This window comes from Acidobacteriota bacterium (genome assembly GCA_026393675.1).
Lineage (GTDB): Bacteria > Acidobacteriota > Vicinamibacteria > Vicinamibacterales > JAKQTR01 > JBAXOX01.
This window is the reverse complement of the sequence record JAPKZQ010000045.1, coordinates 295,172-311,478: the sequence shown is the minus strand read 5'-3', so window position 1 is coordinate 311,478 and position 16,307 is coordinate 295,172. Positions and strand designations below refer to the sequence as shown.

The 16,307-nt window shown below is 64.4% G+C and carries 8 protein-coding genes; 6 read left to right on the top strand and 2 right to left on the bottom strand.

Annotated features, from left to right (window positions below; translation table 11 throughout):
- The first annotated feature begins 132 nt into the window (after positions 1-132).
- From NT151_12795 to NT151_12770, 6 genes are all read left to right on the top strand, one after another.
- A complete protein-coding gene (locus tag NT151_12795; protein ID MCX6539792.1) occupies positions 133-828 on the top strand; it encodes an HAD hydrolase-like protein in 696 nt (231 codons plus the stop codon).
- Between the two features lie 303 nt (positions 829-1,131).
- Positions 1,132-4,065, top strand: a complete 2,934-nt coding sequence (locus tag NT151_12790; GenBank protein MCX6539791.1) for a TonB-dependent receptor — start codon at positions 1,132-1,134, stop codon at positions 4,063-4,065.
- Between the two features lie 292 nt (positions 4,066-4,357).
- Entirely contained in the window at positions 4,358-5,284 is a 927-nt protein-coding gene (locus NT151_12785; GenBank protein ID MCX6539790.1) for a hypothetical protein, read from the top strand.
- Positions 5,285-5,731: 447 nt separating this feature from the next.
- Positions 5,732-7,318, top strand: a complete 1,587-nt coding sequence (locus NT151_12780; GenBank protein MCX6539789.1) for a hypothetical protein — start codon at positions 5,732-5,734, stop codon at positions 7,316-7,318.
- Positions 7,319-7,379: 61 nt separating this feature from the next.
- Positions 7,380-10,979, top strand: coding sequence for an error-prone DNA polymerase (locus NT151_12775; protein MCX6539788.1), 3,600 nt, complete (start codon positions 7,380-7,382; stop codon positions 10,977-10,979).
- Between the two features lie 107 nt (positions 10,980-11,086).
- On the top strand, positions 11,087-13,948 hold the full coding sequence (locus NT151_12770) for a PEP/pyruvate-binding domain-containing protein (protein MCX6539787.1): 2,862 nt from the start codon (positions 11,087-11,089) through the stop codon (positions 13,946-13,948).
- Positions 13,949-13,987: 39 nt separating this feature from the next.
- Here the strand turns inward: NT151_12770 and NT151_12765 are convergent, their stop codons facing one another.
- A complete protein-coding gene (locus NT151_12765; protein MCX6539786.1) occupies positions 13,988-15,592 on the bottom strand; it encodes an FMN-binding glutamate synthase family protein in 1,605 nt (534 codons plus the stop codon).
- A gap of 21 nt (positions 15,593-15,613) precedes the next feature.
- Positions 15,614-16,291: a 2Fe-2S iron-sulfur cluster-binding protein gene (locus NT151_12760; protein ID MCX6539785.1), complete on the bottom strand. Its 678-nt coding sequence runs from the start codon at positions 16,289-16,291 to the stop codon at positions 15,614-15,616.
- Positions 16,292-16,307 lie beyond the last annotated feature (16 nt).

Sequence of the window (16,307 nt, the reverse complement as noted above, 5' to 3'; positions counted from 1 at the left end):
CCTTTATGCTTGATTCATACCGCCTGGGCCGCCAACGCGCGGATGAGGCCGACGGCGGTCGGCATCTGGGCGGCGAAACGAACGCGGTCTCGCCCGGCCGATGTGCAGGGCGGTGGAAGCGACTATTTGCCGATGCTTGACTCTATCCAGCCGCCCGCACTCGTCATCTTTGATCTGGGCGGTACCACCATCAGGGACCGCGGGGAGGTTCCCGCCGCCTTTGCCGGCTCTCTCGAGGCATCTGGCCTCGCCGTCGAGCCCGGCGCCATCACGGAATGGCGGGGTGCCTCCAAGCGGGAGGTGCTCAGCCATCTTGTTGCCGATCAACGTCCGGCACTTGAAGACACCGAGCGCGAGGCGCTCGTGGCCATCATCTACCGGCACTTCTGCACGATGCTCACGCAACGGCTGCGTACCACCCGCGACCTGGCGTTTCCCGACGCTCGTGTGGCGTTTGAGCGGCTCCATGATGCAGGAATCTGCGTGGCGCTCAACTCGGGATTTGACCGAAGCATCGTGGACGTGATCCTCACGGTGGCGGGCTGGCCCAAAGACCTGGTCGATGCGGTGGTCTGCGGTGACGAGGTCTCGGCCGGGCGCCCGGCCCCGTTCATGATCTTCCGCAGCATGGAACAGACCGGCGTCTATGACGTCGGTCGCGTGGCCGTGGTCGGGGACACGCGGCTGGATCTTGAAGCCGGGGCCAATGCCGGCGTGGCCTATCGAATCGGCGTGCTGACTGGGGCACACGATCGGGCGACGCTCGACCGTGCCCCGCACACTCACCTCCTTGAGTCGGTCGGTGTCGTCCCAGACCTCTGGCTCTGAACGCCAGGGAGATGGGTCACGGTCACGGATCATCTGGACGAGTACACGTCCTTGTGCCTATACTGATCCCGCGTCACGATCGCGGCGTGTCAATCGGCCCCCGACGCCTCCTCGCACACTCGAAACCGCATGCCCATCGACGCGGCGCCGTTGCGGTCAACGTTCTTCTCGCGTCATAGCGCACCTGCAGACCAGGGGCTGCAAGAACTTCGACGATTGAGATGAGCGCTGTGGATTCATTAGGACAGTAGGTCAAGAGTCGGGCGAGCCGGCTCCCGGCGGTCTTTTGATAGGGGGGACTGAATGCGTAGCAGAACACTGATGGCTGTGCTCATGGTGCTGGCCGTGGCGGCAAGTGCCTGGGCTCAGGGCAATCCAACCGGTGTCATCAGAGGCACGGTCACCGATCCTTCCGGACTGGCGATGCCTGGCGTCACGGTCACCGTCTCGTCGTCCGCGTTGCAGGGCACGCGCAGCGTGGTGACGTCAGCCAACGGCGACTTCATGATTCCGTTCCTGCCGCCGGGCGAGTACGCCGTGAGCTTCGAGTTGCAGGGGTTCGCGCCGCAGAAACAGACGATTGGCGTGGCCATGGCGGAAACCCGGGCGCTGCAAGTCAAGCTTGCGCTGGCCACGGTGACCGAGACGGTCACCGTCACCGGGTCGACGTCGACCGAGATTCTCAAGACGGGCACGATTGCGCAGACGTACACCGCGGCGAAGATCGAGAACCTGCCGGTCGGCCGGACCCTGGAATCCGCGGTCCTGCTCGCGCCCGGCGTGAGCGGTAACGGGCCGAGGGGCGGCATCGTGCTCGCCGGCGCGCTGTCCTACGAGGGCCTGTACCTGATTAACGGCGTGAACGTGAACGAGAACCTTCGCGGCCAACCGCGGACGCTGTACATCGAAGACGCCATTCAGGAAACCAAGATCTCGACCGGCAACATCTCGGCCGAGTACGGCCGCTTCAACGGCGGCGTCGTCAACATGATCACGAAGTCGGGCGGCAATCGCTTCAGCGGGTCGTTTCGCGACTCGTTCTCCAACGACGCGTGGCGGGCGCTGCGGCCGATGAGCGACGTCACGACGGACCAGATTGTCCCGGCGTACGAGGTCACCTTCGGTGGTCCGATCATGAGGGACAAGGTCTGGTTCTTCGCCGACGGGCGCTACCAGAACAACAAGCAACAGCGGGTGCTTCCTTACACCGGCCTCTCCTATCCTTATGCGCAGAGCGACAAGCGCTACGAGGGGAAAGGCACCTACGCGATCAACTCTCAGAATACGGTGAAAGCGTCGTTTACGAAGAAGTGGATTTGGACCACGAACAACACGTCCAATAGCCCGATCGACCTCGACAGCCTGTACAACAACGGCACCACTGACACGCTGACGGCCTTCAACTATACGAGCATCCTCTCGTCGAAGCTGTTTCTCGAGGCCCAGTTCTCGAGAAAGACCATGGTCACCGAGGACACCGGCGCGCAGTTCATCGACGTGGTGAAGGGCACGCTGATGTTCGACCGTTCGCGTGGCAGCGCGCGCTTCAACTCGCCAACCTTCTGCGCCGTCTGCGGCACGGGCTGGCACGAGGAGCGCAACAACTGGGATTGGTTCGCCAAGTTCGGCTACTTTCTCTCGACTGATAAGACCGGGTCGCATTCGTTGGTGCTCGGCTTCGACAACTTCAAGGAATCGCGCAAGGTGGATAACTATCAGTCGGGCAGCGGGTACCGCGTCTACGCGACCAAGACGTATATCGTGGATACGCCCGACCACACCATCTACCCGGTGATCGACGGCAGCAGCTACATCCAGTACACCCCGCTGGTGGCGCCGAGCGTCGGCAGCGATATCCGTACCTACTCGCTGTTCGCGAACGACCAGTGGCGCTTCAACCACAGGTTGACGTTCAACATCGGGGCCCGCTACGACCAGAACCGCTCGAAAGACCAGGGAGGCGTGCCGGTCCTGAGAGACTGGCAGTGGAGCCCGCGCCTGGGCTTCAGTTGGGATATCAGGGACGACGGGAAATGGATCGCCAACGCTGGTTACGCCCGCTACGTCATGGGCGTCAACGGCGCGGTCGTCGATGCCGGCTCGTCGGGCGGCCGCACGGCGTCCTACTCATGGACCTACACGGGGCCGAAGCTGAACTCCACGTGCTCGGGGGCAGACTGCCAGAAGATTGCCGATATCCTTCCGCAGGTGTTCTCGTGGTTCAACAGCATCGGCGGCATCAACAACACGACCTACCGGAGCGCGCCGTCGATCCCCGGCGTCACCGCCAAGGTCAGCGGCAGCACGAAGGCGCCTAGCGCGAATGAGATCACGGTCGGCATCGCGCGGGAACTGGGCAAGAACCGTGGGACACTTCGCGTCGACTACGCCTACCGCAAGTACCGCGACATGTACGGCAGCTTCACCGACATGACCACCGGCAAGGTCACCGATCCGACGGGTCGCACGTACGATGCTGAACTCGAGAAAAACACGCCTGACGCAATCCGTTGGTACCACGCGGTGACGGTGGCCGCAGACTATCGTCTCAGCCGGCTGACGTTCGGCGGCAACTACACGCTGTCGTACTCCAAGGGCAACAACGACGGCGAAAACGTGGGCAGCGGGCCGATCATGGCCAGCATCAACACGTTCCCCGAGTACCGCCAGGAGGCGTGGAACTGGCCGACCGGCTACATGGGGAACGACCAGCGGCACAAGGCGCGCGCCTACGCGTCGTATCTGGTGCCGGTCAACCCGAGCTTCGGCCAGTTCACGCTCGGCCTGGTCCAGCGCTTCGACTCGGGCACGCCCTACGACATCGCGTTGTCTGTGAACCCATCGACATACGTCACAAATCCCGGCTACATCACTCCGCCCACGAGCGTCACGTACTACATCTCTGGCCGTGGCCCGCTGCGGAACCAGAACGTCTCTAATACCGACCTGTCGCTGACGTGGACCAGGAAGATCCATGGCTCGGTGGAAGTGTTTTTCCGCGGTCTGATCTCCAACGTCTTCAACAATCTGGCCGTGACGAGCGTCGACACGACGGTGTCTTCGAACGCGTCGCCAGGCACGTACACCGCCGCCAGCCTGCCGGCGTTCAACCCGTTCACGGCGGCGCCGGTCGCCGACGTCAACTACCGGTACGGCCCGCTGTTCGGGCAGCCGACCGGCCCGACCAGCTACCAGTTCCCGCGAACGGAGAGCTTCTCGGTGGGGATCCGCTTCTAGATTCTGTTCTCCGCTCGTGTCAACCTCATCAGGGGTCAGGCATACCGCCTGGCCCCTTACTTTTTCGGCCGGAGGAGCGCCGAACAGGCACCAGGACCCCGGCCATTGTCCTGGACGGGAGCGCCAACAGAGTTGAGCGTTCAGTTTGCCTGCGCTCACTAACAATCTGCTTCTGACGTGCTGGGCGTCGATTTCTTGGGCGTCGATCCCCTTGCATCGGTTCGCCCAGGCGCGCTATAGTCTGTGAGGCGAAGATAAAGCGAAACACTGAGAATGCCACACTGGAGGCCCAATGCCTGCTGCCTGTCGTGCTGATGTGGAAGCGTTGCTGCGGAGTAAGAAGCTCGATCGGACGCTGGTGCCGATGGCAACAGCCGGGGCGCCAGGCGTCATGTTCCAGGAAACGGTGAAAACAGGTTTATTCGAGTTGGATCAACAACTTGGAGGCGGCCTCCCGCTCGGACAGATGTCCGAGATTGTCGGGCCGCGCTCCTCGGGCCGCACCAGCCTGCTCATGGCGATTCTAGCGGCGGCGACCTCCAGAGGTGAGATGGTCGCGCTTGTCGACACATTCGATCTGTTCGATCCGGAGTCGGCGGCGGCCGCTGGGGTCGATTTGCATCGGATGCTCTGGGTGCGCGGCGATCCTTGCGCGCCGGCCTTTCCGCTCATGGCCAATCGCCAGGCCGGGGCGGATCGCGCCATCGCGCGGGCGTTGAAAGCCACCAACCTGATCCTGCAATCAGGCGTATTCGGCGTGATGGCCCTGGATCTGGCCGACGCGCCCACGCAAGCGCTGCGGCGTGTGCCGCAGACCTCCTGGCTGCGATTCCAGCGCGTGCTGGAAGGGCAGGAGGCCGTGGGGGTGATTGTCGGCAGCGCGCCGATGAGCCGGAGCGCGGGAGGCGTCAGTGTGTCGCTGCGCCCTCGAAACTCGGGATTAGGGATTAGGGATTGGGGATTGGGGGAGCCGGAAACCGGGGTTCCCGCCTCCGCTCTGAGCGAGGCCGAAGAGCTACGGCGGGGCAAGCGGGATTCGGGACCTTCCCTGGGATCGCCGGGCTCCCCTTCGATTTCCCTCAGGGCTGGCAGCCCGGCAAGCGGGATTTGGGATTCGGAGCGGGTGTTTCGCGGGTTCGAAAGCGACGTGCGGACCGCGCGCGCGCGACTGGTTCCGGGGGTGGACACCTCGCCGGTGCGCCTGCGGGCCAGTGCCTGAGTGCTTCGCCCGGAATACGTCGGCGAACTTCGGCATCGGGGCATTTATACCGGAATTCATTTGTCTCGACGGGCAACCCGGGGTCTGCCTTCGACTTCGCTCCCTTCGACAAGCTCAGGGAGTCCCGAGCAACGCCGAGGGGCTCAGGCCAGGGAAGACCCCGGGCTCCCCATCAGAAAAGACGCATGATTGCCATCAACTCAAGCGATCTCCGAGCTTAGCATCGCTCGAAATCAGACATGCGAGGAGCCGTTCATGTTTGCTTGTCTCTACAAGCCGGATCAGGGCGTTCGCGCAGCCCATGCCAGGCTGTCTTCGACTCGCGCCGATCCGGGGCGAGGGGCTTCGGTGTCGTCGGATTCGCTCGGAACAGGCAGGGGAGGCCAGTCCCGCGCGACGCCAACGGGCTCGGATGTTCGGAGCGACACAGGATCGCGATTGCTGGACGTGGCGCGTCTGTTTTCGCCTCGCGTGGATGCGCGCTCCGATACGGTGATCACGCTGGAAGTGGATGGCCTCACACGATTGTTCGGCGACGACAAGGCGGTTGGTGACCAACTGCGACGCACGGCGGCTGACGCCGGACTCGGGTCGGTGCACGTGGGCGTCGCGGCGACGCGCACGACGGCCATCCTGTGTGCCGCAGCCCGTGCTGGTGTGACCGTGGTGCCCGCGGGAGAAGAAGCCGCGGTCCTGGCGCCGTTGCCGCTGCGCATGCTCGAGATCTTTCTTCCGGCTCCCGGCTCCCGCTCGCCACGCCGAAGCCCTCAGGCGGATTCGACAGGCTCACCGCAGGCAGGCTTCCTGGGATCGCCACGCTCCAGCGTGGCCGGGGCGCGTGCCGGGCTGCCAGCCCTGAGGGAAATCGAAGGGGAGCCCGGCGTTCCCAGGCAATCGCCCGTCAGCGGCCTCCCGAATCCCGCTGCTCTTCTCGTCCTGTCCCGCTGGGGCATTCGCACGCTTGGGCAACTCGCCGCACTGCCCGCCGTCGAATTGTCCGAGCGCATCGGGCAGGAGGGGTTGGCGTGGCAGCGCCTGGCGCGCGGCGAAGACGCCGGCCCGCTGGTGCCCACGCGGGAAGACGACCCGTTTGAAGCGACGGCCGAACTGGAATGGCCCATCGAGGGACTCGAGCCGTTGTCGTTCGTGCTCGGCGGCCTGCTCGATCCGCTCTGCCAGCGGCTCGAACGGCGCGATCGCGGGGCGGCCGTGCTGCACCTGCATCTGCGGCTTGTCACCAAAGACACGCACACCCGCAGCCTGCAGTTGCCTGCGCCGATGCGCGACGCGAAGGTGCTGCGCACGCTGCTGCTGCTGGATCTCGAATCGCACCAGCCGCCAGCCGGCGTCGACCGCGTGACGGTGGTCATCGACCCGACACCCGGCCGCATCGTACAAGAGTCGCTCCTCACGCGGGCGCTGCCGGCGCCCGAGCAGGTGTCGACGCTGCTGGCGCGGCTCTCCGCGCTGATGGGCGACACGCGATGCGGATCGCCGGCGCTGGTCGATTCCCATCGTCCCGGCGCGTTCACGATGGCGCCGTTCCGCGTGCCCAGCAACACCCGCGTCGATGCTCCGCATGTACGTGCCGCTCTGGCGCCGAGTTCTCCATTTCGTGTCTCCCCAGGACCTGATTCTCCATCGTGTAGTCCCGGGGCTTCCCTTCGACTGCGCTCAGGGCAGGCAGCCCCGGGGGCACCGCAGGCACAGGCCACCCCGAGTGCGTGCCTCCGTCGCTTTCGTCTTCCCATTCCGGCGCGCGTGCTGATTGATCACAACTGCCCCATCGTGGTCAACACCGATCGGCCGGGACTGCCGGGCGGTCGCGTGCACGCCTGCACCGGACCCTGGCGCACGTCGGGCGAGTGGTGGAAGACGAGTACGACGCAGGGCGCATCCGGAGTGGAGGCGTTGCGCGGACTATCCGGCTGGAACCGTGACGAGTGGGACGTGGCGCTGGCCGACGGCGGCCTCTACCGCATCTTCGAAGACCGCGAGAGCGGACGATGGTTCGTTGAAGCGATCGTGGATTGAAACAATAGTCAGAAGCAAGAAGCAAGGAGCTTCTTACTTCTAACAGAAATCAGCGAAACCTGTGTCCATCGAACTGCACTGTTCCTCCGCTTTCAGCTTCCTCGAAGCCGCCTCGCTGCCGGAGACGCTCGTCGAGCGTGCGGCGGCACTGGGATATTCCGCGCTTGCGCTCATCGATCGCGACGGCGTGTATGGCGCACCGCGTTTCCACAAAGCCGCCCGCGCCGCCGGCATCAAGCCCATCATCGGATGCGAGCTGACGATGACAGCGACGGGATCCGGTCCCGGCTCCCGCTCGCCTCGCCGAAGCCCTCAGGCGGATTCGACAGGCTCACCGCAGGCAGGCTTCCTGGGATCGCCACGCTCCAGCGTGGCCGGACCGCGTGCCGGGCTGCCAGCCCTGAGGGAAATCGAAGGGGAGCCCGGCGTTCCCAGGCAATCCCCCGTCAGCGGCGGCCCGAATCCCGAATCCCCAATCCCTAATTCCGAATTTTGGCGCCTGCCTGTCCTGGTCGAAACCCGCGAAGGCTATCAGCACCTGTGTCGTCTGCTCACCCGGATGAAGCTCCGCGCGCCAAAAGGCGAGGGCGCGCTCACGCTCGACGACCTCGACGGCCACACCAGCGGCCTGATCGCGATCGTGGGGCGCGAGGCACTGGTGGCCAGCCGCCATGGCGTGGGCGGCCTGGTCGATCGGATCACGGGCCTGTTCGGGCGCGCGAGCGTGGCCATCGAACTCCAGCGCCACTTTCTGCGTGACGAAGAGACCGCCAACCAGATGTTGCGCGGCCTGGCCGCCGCGTTCCATGTGCCGCTCATCGTGTCAAACGGCGTGCGTTTTGCCGATCCGGCCGAGCGCCCACTGTTTGACGTGCTCACCTGCATCCGTCATAAGACGACGATCGAACAGGCAGGGCGGAAGCTGGCACGCAACGCCGAGCGGTATCTGAAGCCGCCCGCCGAGATGACGGCGCTCTTCGGCGACGAGCCCGCGGCGCTCTCCGCCACGCGCGCCCTGGCCGAGCGCATCCAGTATTCGATGGCCGATCTCGGCTATCGCTTTCCGGACTTTCCGGTGCCGGCAGGCGAGACGGCCAACTCGTTTCTGCGCGCCATCACGCTGGTGGGCGCGCGCGAGCGCTACCGGCCGTTCCACGACAAGGCCCGCGCGCAAATCAGCCGCGAGCTCGATCTGATCGAGAAACTCGATCTCGCCGGCTACTTCCTGATCGTCTGGGACATCGTCAACTTCTGCCGCGAGCAGCAGATTCTCGTGCAGGGACGCGGCTCGGCGGCCAACAGCGCCGTCTGCTACAGCCTGGGCATCACGGCCGTGGATCCGGTGGGGATGGAACTGCTCTTCGAGCGCTTCCTGTCGGAGGAGCGCGGCGAGTGGCCGGATATCGATCTGGATTTGCCGAGCGGCGATCGACGCGAGCGCGTCATCCAGCACGTCTACGAGAAGTACGGCCGCTTTGGTGCGGCCATGACGGCCAACGTCATTACGTACCGCGATCGCAGCGCCACGCGCGAAGTGGGCAAGGTGCTGGGCTTCGACCCGGGCGCACTCGATCGCCTGTCGAAGCTTGTCGGGCGCTTCGAGTTCACCGACACGGATGTGGACGCGTCGCTGCTGCGCGATCTGCGCGCTGCAGGCCTCGATCCTTCGCAGCCGCGGATCGCGTTGTTCGCGGATCTGTGGCGGCGCATCCAGGATCTGCCGCGGCACCTGGGCCAGCACTCGGGGGGCATGGTGCTGTCGCGCGGCCGGCTCGATGACGTGGTGCCGCTCGAGAACGCGAGCATGCCGGGACGAGTGGTCGTGCAGTGGGACAAGGACGACTGCGCCGACATGGGGATCGTCAAGATCGACCTGCTGGGGCTGGGCATGATGGCCGTGCTGCAGGACGCGTTCGGCATCCTGAAGGATCGCCACCAGGCTTGCACGCCGCGGCTCGAGATGTGGAACATCCCGCCTGACGATCCGGCGGTGTACGAGATGCTCCAGCGCGCCGACACGGTGGGCGTCTTCCAGGTGGAGTCGCGCGCGCAGATGGCCACGCTGCCGCGTCTCAAGCCCGCGAAATTCTACGACCTGGTCGTCGAGGTGGCGCTCATCCGGCCGGGACCGATCGTGGGGCAGATGGTGCACCCGTATCTGGATCGACGGGCGGGCCGGGCCGAGGTCGTGTATCCGCATCCGTCGCTCGAGCCCATCCTGGCGCGCACGCTGGGCGTGCCGCTGTTCCAGGAGCAGTTGCTGCGGATCGCGATGGTTGCGGCGGGGTTTACCGGCGGCCAGGCCGAAGAGTTGCGGCGTGCCATGGGATTCAAGCGATCGGAGAAACGGATGAAGGCCATCGAGGGGCAGCTTCGTGAGGGCATGGCACGGCAGGGCATCACGGGTGAAGCGGCCGACGCGATCGTCAAGTCGATTGCGTCGTTCGCGTTGTACGGATTTCCCGAATCGCATGCGGCCAGCTTCGCGCTGATCGTGTATGCGAGCGCGTACCTGAAGGCGCATTTTCCGGCCGCGTTCTACACGGCCCTGCTCAACAACCAGCCGATGGGGTTCTACCACCCGGCGACGCTCGTCAAGGATGCGCAGCGGCACGGCGTGCGGTTTGCGCCGGTTGACGTGCAACATTCGCGCTGGGAGTGCGAGGTGGAGGAGGACGGCACCATCCGGATTGGATTGCGGTATGTCGTGGGGCTTCGTCGACAGGTGGGCGAAGCAATCGAGCGCGCGGTGGGGGAGCTGTGTGAAGAAGGGATTAGGGATTTGGGATTAGGGATTGGTTCTGCCCCAACCCCCAATCCCCAACCCTCAATCCCCAACCCCGAGCGTTGTCCCAAGTGCGGATGCGACGATCCGCGCATGCTCGAGCGTGTGCCGGCAGGCCACGCGATGGCGTGGTTCTGCAACACGTGCGCGCACGACTGGATGGTCACGCCAGCCCCGGTGCGTTTCCGCTCGCTCGAGGATTTTGTCCGACGCACGGGCGCGAACAAGGAGGAGTTGGCCGTGCTGGCCGAGGTCGGGGCGCTCAACGCGTTCGGCTATCATCGGCGCGAGGCGCTGTGGCAGATTGAGAAGGCCGTGCGGCCGGCGGGGGAGTTGTTTGAAGAAGGGATTAGGGATTTGGGATTAGGGATTGGTTCTGCCCCAACCCCCAATCCCCAACCTCTAATCCCCAATCCCCAATCCCCAATCCCTGATCCCGATCCCTGTCCGTTACCCCCCATGTCTCTCACCGAACGCCTTGTGGCCGATTATGCCGGCACACGTCTCACCATCGGCCCGCATCCGATGGCCATGCGGCGTCGCGAACTGGCGCTGCGCGGCGTGCTGCGCGCCATCGACCTGCCGCGCGAGCGCCAGGGCCGCCGCATCCGTGTGGCCGGCACGGTCATCACCCGGCAGCGGCCGGGGACGGCGAAGGGATTTGTCTTCCTCACGCTCGAGGACGAAACGGGCATCTCGAACATCATCGTGCGGCCCGACCTGTTCGCGCGGGATCGACTGGCGATTCTGGAAGAGCCGTTTCTGCTCATCGAGGGGTTGCTGCAGAACCAGGAGGGCGTGACCTCGGTGCGTGCCGAGCGCGTTGAAGGCATTGCGGGTGTGCCCATCGACGTCGAGTCGCACGATTTTTATTAGCCGCCTTCGCCTCCGGCTACGGCGAGCCAAGGGCGCGTACCCCGGGGTTGACGCTTTCGGGCGACGAGGCGCTGGGTCCTGTGCAAGAATGGGCCTGTTGGAGCGCCATGACCAATTCGCGCGGTGAGAAGCCGGACCACCAGACTGCAGAGGTGTCCCGCCCGGACGAGACCGCGGCACACACTCGATGGAAGGGCCGTGGCGACACCGGACCCACCGACGAGAACGACACGCCGGCGTCCCACCTTGTCGGGCTGGAGGAGCGGGCCAAGGAACTGCAGTGCCTCTACGCGATCTCCGATGTGTTGGAGAATCCTCAGCTGTCGCCCGCCGAGGTCTTCCGCGACGTTGTCGGGAAGATCCCCGACGGCTGGCAACATCCTGAGCGCTGCCGCGCGAGGCTGTCGTTCGACGACAGTCGCTACGAGACACCGGGCTTCCAGCCCACTCCGTGGGTTCAGCGCGCGAGCATCATGGTGGAGGGGCGGCCGGCGGGCGCGATCGAGGTCGCGTACGTCGACTATCCCGCAACGGACCCGGATCCGTTCCTGTTCGAAGAGCAGAAGCTCGCCAACACGATCGCCAGTTGGGTCGGCCGCTACATCCAGGCACGCCGGATCGAACCGACCGGCAACCAGCCGCTGTTGCCCGGAGTGCGGCCGGGTCCCCCGCGCAAACCCGAGTGGGAGGTCATTCTCGACCTTCTGAAGGACACGGATGCGATTTTGTGGAGGCGCATCCTCCGACGGTTGATGAACTACCTGTCGAAACTCGGTGTTCCCGGCGTCCAGAAGCTGATTCAACGCATCGACCCTGCCACCTACGTGGCGCGCGATCGCGAGTCGACGGGGAACCAACCGCTGCCGAAACAGGATCTCGAGATCGTCAACCGACTCTTTGACGAGATCATCCGCATCGCCTCCATCGTCGTTTCTGCCGATGACATGACCGTCCTGCTAAAGCAGTGGATCCGGCAGGACAAGATGGGCTTCCTGGCGTTGGCCACCGAGCAGCGGGATCTGCCGTTGGCGGAACTGTCAGAGATCATCGATCGGTTCTGCCGGTCGGCACGCGAAGGAGAAGCGGCGCTCTCGCCGTCCGACGATCTCAACGTCCGCGCTGCGCTGACCCAGCGCTTCATGACCGAGCGACTCCCGGTCGTTGGGGCCGCGAAGCGTTACCTGACCATCCACGATTTCGGCCGGCTGCTGAACCATGTCATCGGCCGACCACAGGGGACAGGGAAGATCGGAGGCAAAGCTGCGGGGCTATTCCTCGCTGAACACATCTTGCGAAGGGATGGCCGGGGCAACCCACTCATCGAGACGATCCGCGTTCCCCACACCTGGTACATCCTGTCGGACGGCGTTCTCGACTTCATTCGGTACAACAGCCTGGAGGACATCCAGAGCGTCAAGTACTCCTCGATCGAGGAGATCCAGCAGGGCCACGCCTATCTGGAGCAGACGTTCAAGCATTCGTTCTTTCCGCCCGAGTTGACGAACGGGTTGAAGCTGGCGCTCGATGATCTTGGCGATTGGCCGCTCATCGTGCGCTCGTCGAGTCTGCTCGAAGACAACGAGGGCGCATCGTTCTCGGGGAAGTACCGCAGCCTCTTCCTGCCGAACATGGGATCGAAGGATGAACGGCTCGCCGCGCTCACCGACGCGATTGCCGAGGTCTACGCGTCACTGTTCGGACCCGATCCGATCCAGTACCGCAAGGAACGAGGCCTGCTCGATTTCAACGAGCAGATGGCGGTGCTCATTCAGCGGGTGGTCGGCACGCGCGTCGGTCGGTACTTCTTCCCGGCCTTCGCGGGCGTTGCCTTCAGCCACAACGAATTCCGCTGGTCGCCGCGCATCAAGAGGGACGATGGCATGATCCGGCTCGTGGCTGGGCTCGGGACCAGAGCCGTGGATCGCGTTGGCGACGACTATCCCGCCCTTCTGTGTCCCGGGCAGCCTGGGCTCCGCGTCAACGCCACCGTCGAGGAGACGCTTCACTACTCCCAGCAGTACCTCGATGTGATCAACCTGACGACTGGTCAGTTCGAGTCGAAGAGTTTCAGGGCGCTGCTCCAGGAGGTCGGCGCAGCGTTCCCTCTGCTGGACAAAATCGTGTCCGTGCATGCCGACGACATGCTGCGGCGGACGTCGAGCGTGCTTCTCCGCCCAGACACCGACGACACGGTGATCACGTTCGCCGGTCTTGTCGAGACCACTGGTTTTGTGAAGCAGATCAGGGAGATCCTGGGTATTCTGTCACGCGCGCTTGGTGGTCCCGTCGACGTGGAGTTTGCACACGACGGCAGGGACCTGTACCTGCTCCAGTACCGCCCGCAGAGCAGCTCCGGAGACGAAAGACGAGTACCCGTCCCGGGGCACGTGCCTGCCTCGGGCAAGATCTTCTCGGCCAACCGGTACGTCACCAACGCACAGATCAGTGGTATCCGCTACGTGGTCTATGTCGATCCGATCGCGTACGGTCAACTGGGGTCGATGAGAGAGATGTGTGCCGTTGGCGACGTCGTCAGTCGCCTGAATGGGCTCCTGCCGCGGCGCACGTTCATCCTGGTGGGACCAGGACGCTGGGGGAGCCGCGGCGACCTCACGCTCGGCGTGCGGGTGACCTACGCTGGCATCTGCAACGCGGCGATGCTGGTCGAGGTCGCCAGGAAGACCGGAAGCTACGTCCCGGATCTGTCGTTTGGGACACACTTCTTCCAGGATCTTGTCGAGGCCCGGATCCGCTACCTGGCGCTCTATCCGGATGAGGACGGCATCGTGTTCAACGAGTCGTTCTTCCTGCGATCCCCAAACGCGCTCGCCACGCTGCTCCCCGAGTACGCGTACCTCGCCGAGGTGGTGAGGGTCATTGACGTGGCCCAGGTTGCCGACGGCCACGAACTCCACGTCGTCATGGACGGCGAGAAGGATGAAGCCCTCGGCTTCCTGGCCAGGCCCTAGCCCGACCTACTCATGAAGGCCGATAATAGGTCCGCCCTCTTAAACGAGCGCCGGCGAGCAGGCACCTCCGATAATCCGCTCCGTCTCGTGCCGGTCCACGTCCATCACGTACGAGATGCCGCTCACGCGGCTTGCCTCGGGCGTCAACGACGCGATGTCGTCCCGCGAGATGTACGCGGTCGTGAACTTGCGGCTGCCAGCCATCAACTGCCGCAGTCCCTGGGCGATCCGTTCGTAGTACGTGTAGAGACCGATGGCACCAGCCGGCAGTTTTTCAAAGGCGTCGTTGCCAATCTCCTGCCGCAGGCTAGCGGCTGTCACGAAGATCTGGTCCCTCGTGTTGCCGAACCGCTCAATATAGACGGGCAACTGGTCGTCCTCGATTGCCCGGCCGATGGTCTTGCCGACCATTGCTGCGGCAATCGGCGCGCGAGCCATTCCTACCAGTTTCACAAACGGGGCTCCCATCGCGAGGCCCTTGAAGATCGCATCCTCGAACACGAACCCGCCGGCCACCGCCACCGCCGGCAGACGACCTCCCGCGTCCGCGATGCGCTTCAGGTACTGGTACAGGAGCGAGTGAAGCTCCACGGGCGGAACGCCCCACTCGTTCATCATGTGCCAGGGACTCATGCCCGTCCCGCCGCCGGCCCCGTCGACGGTGAGCAGGTCGATGCCGTACTTCGACGAAAACGCGACCGCGCGCGCGAGATCAGCAGGTCGGTACGCACCGGTCTTCAGGAAGACGTACTTGGCGCCCGCCTTGCGCAGTTCCTCGACGCGCTGTGCGAAGCCTTCCTCGGACACCATGCCGACGCGGGAGTGGCGCTCAAACTCCTTGAACGCTCCTCGTTCGAAGGCCTCGATCACTGCTGGATCAATCGGATTCGGCAGTACGATGTAGCCGCGCTCGTAGAGCATCTGCGCTTTACGCAGGCTCGCGATCTTCACCTCGCCGCCGATGTCCTTGGCACCCTGACCCCATTTGAGTTCGACAATTTCAACGCCAAGTTGTTCGATTGCGTACTCCTGGACGCCTAGACGCGTGTCTTCGACGTTAGCCTGAACGATGATCGCGCCGTAGCCGTCCCGCTGATAGTCCTTGTAGAGTCGTACGCGACGCTTCAAGTCCGCGGTATCGACGACACGGCCGTTGCGAAGAACGGCGTCGGGATCCATGCCCACAACGTTTTCGCCAATCGTCAGCCCCGTTCCCGCGATCGCAGACCCGATGGCGAGTCCTTCCCAGTTGTTCTTCGCGATGTTGGTCGATCCAATGCCGGGAATGATCCAGGGATACCGGAAGCGGATCCCGTTGTCGTGGCCGATGACCACCCCGAGATTCACCGCAGGGAAGATGGCCTTGTCGCTGTCGGCCTCGATGCCGTAGGCGCCGACTGCGGTACCCATGATGTTGAAGTGTGAGTAATCAACCGGGTAGTGTTTCTCGCCAGCGGTGGTAATCACGCCGAAGGGCTGCGGGTAGATCACTTCGTGGCCCCGGTATGCCGACTTGCCGATCTCGCACATCCCGATGCAGCCGTCGACACATGTCACACACATGCCGGAGGTCGGGACGACAGAGTGTTCGGTCCGGTTCTTGGTCAGGGTCGCCGCCGACGCATTCACGATGGACAGTGACATTTGAGTCTCCTCATTCTCCGGTCAGTCTTTGCGGATCTCACAGGCGACGCAGGGGGACATGTAACACATCATGTCGTCGAACGTCGGTTTCTCGAGGCACGGCGGGCCGAGATTGGCGCACCCGCCACAGATTGCGCGTTCGGGCTCGTTGAACGTGCAGCGCAACTGGCAGGTTGGGCAGACATACATGCACCCGCCGCACAGCCGACACACCTCTGAGGTCTTGTCAAACGGCGTGCCGAGCGTCCGCCGCTCGCCTCGGCCCCTGAAGCCAATCGCGCCAGCCCCCATCTGTTCTTTGCACATCCGGGCGCACAACCCGCAGAGGATGCAGTCCTCGTGCTCCTGGCGGAACCGCTGCTGCCGAACGTCGTGGGCGGAGGCGAGATCCTGGATCACCTTTGACTGCGGGCACGAGGCCAGCAGCAGTTCTATCGTCATCTTCCGTGCGCGCACGACCCGCGCCGACGCGGTGCGCATGCTGAGTCCTTCCTCTGATGGGTAGGTGCACGACGAGACCAGGCGCGCCTTCGGCCCTTCTCCGATTTCCACCACACACAGGCGGCACGCGCCGTATGACGAGAGCCCCTCCATGTGGCACAAGGTCGGAATGGGAAAACCCAGGAACTGCGCCGCCTCAAGAAGTGTTGTGCCCCTCTCGACCGAGACGGGTAAACCGTTGACCTTCAGCGAAATCATGTGTCGTTCCCTCCCC

Bases quoted from the DNA above. Each gene is read 5' to 3' on its own strand.
- NT151_12760 (MCX6539785.1), bottom strand. From the start codon at position 16,291: ATGATTTCGCTGAAGGTCAACGGTTTACCCGTCTCGGTCGAGAGGGGC.
- NT151_12790 (MCX6539791.1), top strand. From the start codon at position 1,132: ATGCGTAGCAGAACACTGATGGCTGTGCTCATGGTGCTGGCCGTGGCG.
- NT151_12765 (MCX6539786.1), bottom strand. From the start codon at position 15,592: ATGTCACTGTCCATCGTGAATGCGTCGGCGGCGACCCTGACCAAGAAC.
- NT151_12785 (MCX6539790.1), top strand. From the start codon at position 4,358: ATGCCTGCTGCCTGTCGTGCTGATGTGGAAGCGTTGCTGCGGAGTAAG.
- NT151_12770 (MCX6539787.1), top strand. From the start codon at position 11,087: ATGACCAATTCGCGCGGTGAGAAGCCGGACCACCAGACTGCAGAGGTG.
- NT151_12795 (MCX6539792.1), top strand. From the start codon at position 133: ATGCTTGACTCTATCCAGCCGCCCGCACTCGTCATCTTTGATCTGGGC.